The sequence below is a fragment of the Paenibacillus sp. 3LSP genome (assembly GCF_032465655.1).
Lineage (GTDB): Bacteria > Bacillota > Bacilli > Paenibacillales > Paenibacillaceae > Fontibacillus > Fontibacillus barengoltzii.
This window is the reverse complement of the sequence record NZ_JAWDJI010000272.1, coordinates 1-9,847: the sequence shown is the minus strand read 5'-3', so window position 1 is coordinate 9,847 and position 9,847 is coordinate 1. Positions and strand designations below refer to the sequence as shown.

Genomic DNA, 9,847 nt, shown 5'->3' with positions numbered 1-9,847 from the left:
GTTTGGGTTACCCAGAAACCTAAAAATTCTACTTGACATAGTACGCTGATATCTTCAAAAAGGCTTTGCCTTTCTTCACGACCTGGGCATCGTACATATTCACTGTTGTATTGAGGAGGTAAGAAGGCGGCTGCTTTCCACGATTATTTTTGTGGCCTTGGATGTGCGCATCGCTTTTCTCCCAATTCTTCCATGCTTCCTGCGACTCCCAGCGGATGACGACTACGACTTCCTCATGTTCTTGACTCTTCCGGTTGACCATCACACTGATGTCCACCAAGCCCTCCATCTGGTCGATGGCGCCCTCCTGACTAAATCTAGCAATTACCTTGTCGCTGTTCCCTTTCTCGATAACCATGGTCCTTGTCATCACAAACATTCCGGTTCCCCCCTATGGAAAAAATATCGCTTCTTGCTTACGCCTCCGCAAGCACCGGAACCTCATAGGTCCCCGGCAGCTGACGGCGCTTCCGGCTCACCGCTTCTGGCGGCGAAACCCGCGGTGCTTGCGGATGCAGCAGCCACGACTTCACCGCATGGGTATCGGATACCCGATACAGCGGGGGCTCTTGCTCGAAGTCGATCTTCATCGCGTACGAGCTCCGCAGGGCAAAGGCATCCCCTTGCGGTGGACGGATCAAATCCGGCGGCGTTCCTGGAATTGCCGCCAGCTTCCCGCCGCCATGTCCATCGAGATTTGGCATCGAGGCCAGCAGCCCCCACGTGTACGGATGGCGCGGGTCATAGAATATCTCCTCCGCCGTTCCCGTCTCTACGATTTGCCCGGCGTACATGACGGCAACGCGGTCAGCCATTTTGGCTACAACACCAAGGTCATGTGTAATAAAAATAATGGCCGTGCCAATCTTCTGCTGCAGCTCTTTCATCAGCTCCAGAATCTGCGCCTGAATCGTAACGTCCAGCGCCGTCGTTGGCTCATCGGCGATCAACAGCTTCGGATTAGCCGCCAGCGCAATGGCGATCACGACCCGTTGCCGCATCCCGCCGCTAAACTCGTGCGGATATTGATGAAAGCGCCGCTCCGGCGACTTGATCCCAACTAGACCAAGCAGTTCCACGGCCCGTTGGTATGCGGCTTCTTTGGACATATGCTCATGGGTATGAAGCACCTCGGTAATCTGCTTCCCTACCTTCATGGTTGGGTTAAGCGAGGTCATCGGGTCTTGGAAGATCATCCCGATCTCCTTGCCGCGAATCCGCTGCATCTGCTTCTCTGTCTTGCGGGTCAGCTCTTGTCCGTCAAACCATATCTCCCCGCGTTTATACTCCCCCTGCGGCCGGGGAATTAGCTGCATGATGGCCTGAGAAGTGACGCTTTTACCCGAACCCGATTCGCCAACGATGGCCAGCGTTTCCCCTTTGTTGACGTAGAAATTCACGCCGCGAATGGCTTGCACTTCCCCCTCCCGGGTATGAAACGAGATGGCCAAATCCTTCACTTCCAATAGGTGTTCCATATGATCCCGATTCCTCACTCTCCACTCCTGGTTGGAGTCATCTTTATAGTCAGTTGACAAGGACAGAACTTAATAAAACGGATGAACTAGATTACGAATCATCCCTTCGATGTTCTTTTTGACAATTATTGATAATGATTATCATTATTAAGTATAGCATGTTTGACTATCATATCTCAAATGGAAAAAGCCCCATCTTAGGCCCTCTTATCTCCCTAGCTCTCGCGAAAATTTCAGTTTAAAATCCGTCGATTTCTCTATACACTCTGCCGTAGCTATGCTAAGATATCAAATATGCAAAGATTCAGAGTTATGAAATTTATGATTTTAAGGAGTTTATTCGATGGACGCGAACTTGCAACAATTTAAAGCGGAATTCTTCAAAGCTCTCGCCCATCCAATGCGAATTCGTATTCTGGAGGTGCTGAGCGAAGGCGAACGGAACGTCAACGAGCTGCAATCGATCCTTGGATCGGAAGGGTCTGCCGTATCTCAACAGTTAGCCGTTCTTCGCGCCAAAAATTTGGTCAATACCGTCAAGGAAGGCACGACGGTTGTGTACTCGCTTCGAGATCCACTGCTGAAAGATTTGCTCGCAGTAGCCCGGCAAATTTTCGACAATCATTTGGTCGAATCCATTTCCTTACTGCGCGGGATCCGAAAACAAAAATAAGGATCCTCAAGTTTCCCCGTCGGGTTGCGGGGGTCTTTTTTGTTTGTGGGAAAGTTCTTGATCTATCAAAAAATGCAGATTTCTAAGAAAAGAAGGGTTTAACGGATGAAGTGGAGTGGAAGGTTCACTAATGTTCATGCGGCAACGCTGCGCAAAGATTTGATATCGGGGTGTATCGTCGGTATCGTGGCGCTCCCGCTGGGGATGGCTTTTGCCATCGCGTCCGGCGTCGAGCCGGAGTATGGGCTGTATACGACCATCGTCGCCGGGATCTTGATTTCGCTGTTGGGCGGCTCAAGGTTCCAAATCGGCGGCCCTACCGGGGCGTTTATTCCGATTCTGCTCGCCATCGTGCTGCAATACGGCTATGAGAATCTCCTGATCGCTGGCTTCCTAGCGGGGATCATGCTGGTGTTGATGGGGCTGCTGCGGCTCGGCACGTTGATCAAGTTCATTCCGAGGCCGGTCACAATTGGGTTTACCGCCGGCATTGCGGTGACGATCTTCAGCGGACAAATTGGGAATTTCCTCGGTTTAACCGGAATGAAGCGACATGAATATTTTCATGAAAATATAAAAGAAATCTTCCTGCAGATCCATACGTTTAACTTCTACAGCTTCCTGACCGCAGGGATCTGCCTGGCTGCCCTGCTGCTGACGCCCAAGTTCCTTCCGAAGGTTCCCGGATCACTGGTTGGCATCCTAGTGTCCACGTTAGCTGCAGCGTGGCTGTTCCCCGGCCAAGTGACGACCATCGGATCCGCTTACGGGGCGATTCCCGGCGGCTTGCCGGATTTTCACCCGCTTGACCTGTCCTGGGACAACGTCGTGCCGATGCTGCAACCGGCGCTGATTATCGCCTTGCTCGGCGGCATCGAATCGCTGCTCTCCGCCGTGGTAGCGGACAGCATGACCGGCACCCGTCACAACAGTAACCGCGAGCTGATCGGGCAAGGTCTTGCCAATATGGCTGCTCCGCTGTTTGGCGGGATTCCCGCAACCGGCGCCATCGCCCGGACCGCAACGAATATCAAGAACGGGGCGGTAACGCCTTTATCCGGTATCATTCATGGCGTCGTGGTGCTGCTGATCGTTGCGTTGTTTGCGCCATATGCGTCCAACATCCCGCTGGCCAGCATGGCTCCAATCCTGATGGTCGTCGCCTGGAATATGAGCGAGCGCAAAGCGTTTGCCCACATGCTGAAGACCCGAACCAGCGATACGCTTGTCCTGATCGTGACGTTCCTGCTGACCGTATTTACGACGTTGACCATCGCGGTTGAGGTGGGATTGGTGCTGGCCGTCCTGCTGTTCGTCAAACGGATGAGCGACCTGCTCACCGTTGACAAGGTGCTGCCCGATTGGGCTTCCGGCAAAGAGAAAGTCGGGGCGCATATTGTGTCCAAAGATCATGATTGCCCGCAAGTATCGATCTTCACCATCGACGGGCCGTTGTTCTTTGGCGCTTCGCAAGCGTTCGACCGGTTCGTCTCGCAAATTGAAGGCGGCCAGCTGCGTGTGGTGTTGATCCGCATGGGCAAAGTGCCGTTTATGGACACGACCGGGGAAGCGAATTTCACCGCCCTGATCAAGCGGCTCAAGCAAGCCGGCATCACCGTCCTCGTCTCCGGCCTGCGGGCGCAGCCGCGCAAGCTGATGAGCAAGACGGGCTGTTACGAGCTGGTTGGTGATGCCCACTTCTTCGAAAGCACCGGTGAAGCCTTGAACTATGCCCTGAGCGTTATCACCCCCGATAAATGCCGGGGCTGCCGGCAGTTCGCGTTCCGCGAATGCGCGGGGTTGTGCGGGGCGGATATGGAGCGTAAGGCTTTGCCGGAATTGGCCGGTACGCTGGCTCGAGAAAGCAAAGTTACGGTGTAGCTCTGCCGGGACTGTGAATCCAGCTAAAACCTCCCAAATAGGATGTAGTATATTCTATTTAGGCTTAGCCACTGCCGTTCTCGGCATTGTAACCGATCGAAACGGCTGGCGTTCGTTTCATCACAGGTAACGGCGTAGTAACTCGAGTTCATTCAAAAAGTGGGGTATGGCAAATTCTGTAATATTTATCAAAAAAAGCAACCTTTTTTTTAGTAGAAGGGTTGCTTTTTTTATACTCCGGAAAACTTACTTTTTAAATAATTCCTGAATAACGACCGGTGGATCAACCTTGCTTGTTATTTTGTAATATGAAGATCTGCCCCTGTTATACTCAAAAATATTGATGTAATGGTTATCATAAAGGATTAAACCAAACGCTAGCTCCCTGTTGACTTTTATAGTTATCCAGTAGGACTCTGTGTAACTAATATTTGATAAATTCGTTCTCTTTAGCTCAAGCTGTGAAAAATAATCTACAATTTTATTGATTTCATTTTTGTCAGTTATAGATCGTTCATCTTCATCTGCAGAGTTATATAATCGACTAATGACTTGTAATGAGCTTATTTCATCAGTATTTATATCTTTCATCACAATCTCGTTAAATGTAGTATTTTTTGAATGGTTTAAAAAAATCAATGTACCGGCAACTAATAAAATTAAAATTATTCCAATTGCAATGTATTTATAACGTTTCATAGAACATCACCTCATCTTCTCCATATAAACTTTTCATTTTAGTACATTAAAACTCCAATCATTCTTCAAACTTTAGGATACTCTATGAACTGGCTCCTTCTGTTTTACAGCAGGAGCCAGTTTCAGATTTTTTACTACTACTTTGAAAATTAAAATTTATCCTAATTAAACTTACTAACAAATTCTTAATTTCCACTAATATTTTCGTTTCGATCCTCATCTGTGTAATCTCTTACAGCTAAATGCCGATGATCTTAAAAACAAATTTTTTTATTTAATCAAACTTGAAGGGAGTGATTAGCTTCTCTAAAGTCAACGATAATCAAGTGAACAGTCACCTTAAATAAAAGAATTATCGGTACCTACTCCTAAAGTTTCCAAGAAAAGGATTTTTTAAATCCATAATATGCTCCCTCCTCCTGATCGTCAAGCTCTTCCGGTACTAAAACTGATCCTTTACCAATAGCCACTCAGTTATTGTGCTCGTAAATCCAAGGCTCACCCTTTACCGCTCCAGCGTAAACTCATCCAACCTGCGGCCGTCCACGGTATACGCGGTGTACACCAGGGTGTTGTCGCTTACGGTGATCCCGGCGAACGTCTGCTTGTTGGGTTGGCTATGCACGGCGTGGTAAAATTTATCTTTTTTTAACTCGTTAAATTTGGGACCGGAGGTGTTGGTGACAACATAGACGGTCCCTTTGCCGTCTTGGGCAATTTGCCCGTTCCGCAAAGGATAGGAGCGGGAATATTCATGGTTATGTCCCTGCAGCACCAGATCCACGCCAAATTCTTCGAACACATGAATCCAATCCTCGATTTTGTCGTACTGATTGCCGCCGTAAGCGGGCCGATGCATCGCCACGATCGTCCAAGGCTTGGTGTTCTTGCGCAAATCCTCTCTAAGCCATTCCGTCTGCCGCTTGATTTTGGACTCCGTATTCAGCACAACGATATGAGCGAATCCATAGTCAAAAGAATACGTCGTCCCCGGCGCAGCTCCCTCCGCTCCATTCTCCGGCACGAGAAAATGCGAGGCAAACGCCGAAGCGTCCCCGGAAATTTCATCATGATTGCCCGCCACCGGCATCAGCGGCACGCGGGTAAGCCATTTGGAAGCTTGTCCGAACAACCATTTCCAGCCCTGCGCATCGTTCGGATTCTCCGTCATATCCCCGTTGTGCACAATGAAGCGGGCTTCCGGGAACGTTTGAAACGCTTGGTCCAACGTGCGCGCCCAAAGCCGGAAATCCGCAGCCTTCTCCCCTTGCGAATCCGTGACGTTAATGAAGGTAAACGCCTGAGGTTCCTCAGGTTCTGTCACAAAGCTGGCCGGCTCGCTCCAGCCGTCTTCCTGTCCATTTCCCACGCGGTAGACATACGTCGTTCCTGGGCGAAGGCCAGTGGCCAGCACCTTGTAGACGGTGTGCCCTTTGCCCCCGTCTTCCATCACGGATGCCTCCGCCTCGAAGCGGAGCACCTCTGCCTCGCTCCAGGAAGGACCGGGCTCCGCCCCCTCCGCGATCTGCAAAATCCCAGGCTCCCCGGCCGTCCCTTCCGTCTGCCAGGTGAACGCCATCGTCGTCCGCGCATCCCCGCCGATCGTCATCACGATCGATTGGGGTTTCGGGACGGCGGATTCGGTGGCCTGTTGTTTTTTTTGCCAACCGAAGACAACCATGCCAAGCAATAACGCAACGATCAGTACCCCCAGCCAAACCATCTGACTCCGACCTTTCATGGATAAGAACTCCTTCGTGAATTTCCCTTAAGATAAAGCGCCAGGCAGCCCCCTGTCAACTTCGGGATTAACATAATTTTACATTTATCAACGCCGTGTTAAAACTTTCAGTTGATTTTCAGTTTGCATTAAGTGGACAATCAGGCAGCCTTGATAGGATAAATGACATCACACATAAGGGTTCCCGAGAAAAGAGGTGCAACTTGAACTTGAACTTGAACCAGAATCTGAGGTTTCGCCACGAGCTGAAATTTATGATTAACCGCCACCAGTATTATATCCTTCGCCAACGGTTACAGGGATTAGCCCGCCATGATGAGCATGCGGGACAGAGCGGTGAGTACCATATTCGCAGTCTTTATTTCGATGACATCGACAACTCCGCCCTGCACGACAAATTAGGGGGCATCCGTGAACGCCGGAAATACCGAATTCGCATCTATAACCGGCGAGACGACCTGATTCATTTTGAGAAAAAAATCAAAAAAGGCGACTATATCGCCAAGCTTAAAGAACGGTTGACCCGGGAGACGGTGGATGCCATCCTGGCGGGCCATATTGAAGTGCTGAACGTGCGGGAGAAGCCGCTGCTGCATGAGCTGTACCTTGAGATGAAGCAGCGACTTTTAGCGCCGCAGGTGATCGTGGATTATGTCCGCGAACCGTTTGTTTGTCCGAACGGCAATGTACGGATCACGTTTGATAAGGAGCTGCGGACCGGACTTCATGCCGTCGATTTGTTTGACCCGGATTTGCGGCCCGTTTCGGCCATCGATGATAAGCTCATCATTCTCGAAGTTAAATTTGATGAGTACATTCCGGAGTATCTGCGGGCCGCTCTGCAGTTAGAGGGGTTGAGACAGCATTCCGCATCCAAGTACGTCATTTGCCGCAAATATTTGAAGACCAACTCATGGGAGGATTATTGATTTATGAATGCAACTTCAACCACGAATTTTAGCGATATCGTAAAAAATTCCATTCTCGACAATTTCACTTCAGACATCAGCATCAGCAAAATCATCATTACCTTAGGCGTCTCGTTCCTCATTGGACTGTTCATCTACATTTTATACAAACGGGTATTCAGCGGAGTGCTGTACTCGAAAAGCTTTAACGTCTCGCTCATCGGCATGACGATGGTTACTGCGATGGTCATTATCGCTGTCAATTCCAACCTGGTGTTGTCCCTCGGTATGGTGGGGGCCCTGTCGATCGTTCGTTTTCGGACGCCAATCAAAGATCCAACTGATCTGATCTTCCTGTTCTGGGCAGCTGCAGCCGGGATCGTTGCGGGGGCCGGGTTCTATGCGCTGGCGGCCATCGGTTCGGCAGTCGTTGGTTTAATCTTGTTCCTGTTCATCAAGAGCAGTTCCTTGGAAACCCCATATCTGCTGGTGGTGAACTGCGAAAGCGATGAGAGCGAGAAGCTCGTTCATTCGCAAATCGGGCAAATGGTCAAACGCTACAACGTGAAGCAAAAAACCGTGACCGCAGGCAACATCGAAATGACGTTGGAGGTTCGCTTGCGCGATCAGGAAGGCAATTTTGTGAACCAAATTACCGCGCTGGGCGGCGTCAAAAATGCCGTGTTGATCAGCTATAACGGCGACTACGTGTCTTAACGGAACCCGGAGGTGGAAGAGAATGATGCGCAAAGGGACCCGGCTTTTGCTGTGGACGTGCGTCGGGCTGCTGTTGGTTGGCCTGATTGCTTGCGAGGCCACCATGAATTCCGGGGGATCCTCCGTGACGAACAGTCAGACGGGGGCTGCCGGGGAGCGAACGGTCTCTGCGGAGGAGAAAAAGCTGGATGAAGAGGTGTTCCCCAAGGACCGGGTGGTTGACGTGAAAATCACCATCGACGAGGCGGATTTCCAAGACATGCTGGACAATGCCAGCGCCGAGGAATTCAAAACCGCGTCGGTGGATTACAACGGTCACCATTTTGACAATGTCGGCATCCGTACCAAAGGCAATTTGAGCTTGCGCAGCGTGGTGCAAATGAGCGATTCCGATCGGTACAGCTTTAAGTTGTCTTTTGACGAATATGTGAATCAAACCTTGGAAGGTATTCAAAAAATCAACCTGAACAACAACTACAGTGACGCTACGTACATGCGGGAGTTTCTGACCTATGAGCTATCCGAGCAGATGGGCTTGCCAACGCCAAAGCACTCTTACGTGAACGTCTATATTAACGGCGAGCTCTGGGGGTTCTACCTGGCGGTGGAGCAAATCGGCGACGCCTATCTGGAGCGTAACTTTGGCAATGCCTACGGGGCGTTGTACAAAGGGGAAATGACCGGCAGCGGCAGCGATTTGACTTGGCTGGGCGATGATCTGTCGGCGTATACCGGATTGGTGCAGAAGTCGAAGTCGTCGAACGGCGATATCCTGATCAAGATGCTGGATGAACTGAATAACGGCAGCAACTATGAAAAATACATCAATGTGCCGGACGCGCTGGGCTACATTGCGCTAAACACGCTCACGAACAATATGGACAGCTACATCGGCGCCAATAAGCAGAACTATTATTTGTACGAGGACGACGGCGTCTTCTCCATCCTGCCTTGGGATTACAACATGGCCTTTGGCGGTATGGGCCGGGGCGGCGGCGGATTCGGCCGCGGCGCGAACGGCGGCGCAGGCGGCGGAGCGGATGGCGCTGGCGGTGCAGCCGGTGCGACCGGGGCGGCCGATGGCGGTGCGCAAGACGGTGCAACCGGTGGCGGTGACGCTGGTGCTGCCCGCGGGCAGCCGCAAGCTGGCGCTGGCGCGGACGCTCAAGGCGGTGCGGCGGCTCCAGGTGGAGCGGCTCCAGGCGGCGGTGGTTCGGGTCGGAGCAATCTGCTGATCGACGAACCAACGCAAGGCGCCGTAGCAGATCGGCCGCTGGTGGCCAAGCTGCTGGCAGTAGATGAATACAAGGTCCAGTACCATGATATCCTTCAGTCAGCGATCGACAACTTCCTGGAGAATGACAAATTCTCCGCCCGCGTCACGGAGTTGTCGGAAATGATCTCGTCTTATGTAAAAGCCGATCCAACGGCCTTTTACACCTATGAAGAATACGAGCAAGCTGTGCCCCAACTGATCAGTACCAATGCTAGTCAGATCGAGAATATCCAGCAGCAGCTTGACGGTACCATCGCCTCGTCCGGCGATGGATCGGGCAGCGGCGGCGGCTTTGGCGGCATGGGCGGCGGCTTCGGCGGCGGGCGTACGGGCCGCGCGGCAGCGCAAGGCCAGAGCCAGGCCCAGGCCGGCGCAGTCGCGGAGCCCAACGCGCCGACGGGCGGCGCCAAGGGCGGCGCGCAGGGCGCGGGCGGCGGATCGCCAGCCAACCAAGGCGGGCAGCCGCCGCAAGGC

At 51.7% G+C, this 9,847-nt stretch carries 9 protein-coding genes; 5 read left to right on the top strand and 4 right to left on the bottom strand.

The features are described from left to right. Nucleotides 1-28 precede the first annotated feature (28 nt). Both RW092_RS23655 and RW092_RS23650 read right to left on the bottom strand, forming a co-directional pair. Entirely contained in the window at nt 29-379 is a 351-nt protein-coding gene (locus RW092_RS23655) for an antibiotic biosynthesis monooxygenase (protein ID WP_316011446.1), read from the bottom strand. 37 nt (nt 380-416) lie between these two features. Further along, nucleotides 417-1,478, bottom strand: a complete 1,062-nt coding sequence (locus RW092_RS23650; protein WP_085279398.1) for an ABC transporter ATP-binding protein — start codon at nt 1,476-1,478, stop codon at nt 417-419. Nucleotides 1,479-1,821: 343 nt separating this feature from the next. Here RW092_RS23650 and RW092_RS23645 point away from each other — a divergent pair, with 343 nt between their 5' ends. Together RW092_RS23645 and RW092_RS23640 are read left to right on the top strand one after the other, a co-directional pair. Continuing rightward, nucleotides 1,822-2,151, top strand: coding sequence for an ArsR/SmtB family transcription factor (locus RW092_RS23645; protein ID WP_009224433.1), 330 nt, complete (start codon nt 1,822-1,824; stop codon nt 2,149-2,151). 105 nt (nt 2,152-2,256) lie between these two features. Continuing rightward, complete coding sequence (locus tag RW092_RS23640; RefSeq protein ID WP_316011445.1) at nt 2,257-4,032, top strand: SulP family inorganic anion transporter; 1,776 nt, start codon at nt 2,257-2,259, stop codon at nt 4,030-4,032. Between the two features lie 246 nt (nt 4,033-4,278). Here the strand turns inward: RW092_RS23640 and RW092_RS23635 are convergent, their stop codons facing one another. Both RW092_RS23635 and RW092_RS23630 read right to left on the bottom strand, forming a co-directional pair. Next, nucleotides 4,279-4,731 carry a hypothetical protein gene (locus RW092_RS23635; RefSeq protein WP_009224430.1) on the bottom strand — a complete coding sequence of 151 codons (453 nt, stop codon included), beginning with the start codon at nt 4,729-4,731 and terminating at the stop codon, nt 4,279-4,281. 505 nt (nt 4,732-5,236) lie between these two features. Then, nucleotides 5,237-6,472 carry a purple acid phosphatase family protein gene (locus RW092_RS23630; RefSeq protein WP_316011444.1) on the bottom strand — a complete coding sequence of 412 codons (1,236 nt, stop codon included), beginning with the start codon at nt 6,470-6,472 and terminating at the stop codon, nt 5,237-5,239. A 215-nt stretch (nt 6,473-6,687) separates the two neighbouring features. Here RW092_RS23630 and RW092_RS23625 point away from each other — a divergent pair, with 215 nt between their 5' ends. The 3 genes from RW092_RS23625 to RW092_RS23615 form a co-directional block, all read left to right on the top strand. After that, on the top strand, nt 6,688-7,401 hold the full coding sequence (locus RW092_RS23625) for a polyphosphate polymerase domain-containing protein (RefSeq protein WP_316011447.1): 714 nt from the start codon (nt 6,688-6,690) through the stop codon (nt 7,399-7,401). A gap of 3 nt (nt 7,402-7,404) precedes the next feature. After that, entirely contained in the window at nt 7,405-8,097 is a 693-nt protein-coding gene (locus tag RW092_RS23620) for a DUF4956 domain-containing protein (RefSeq protein ID WP_316011443.1), read from the top strand. Between the two features lie 22 nt (nt 8,098-8,119). Next, a partial coding sequence (locus RW092_RS23615) for a CotH kinase family protein (protein ID WP_410055570.1) occupies nt 8,120-9,847 on the top strand: 1,728 nt, incomplete at its 3' end.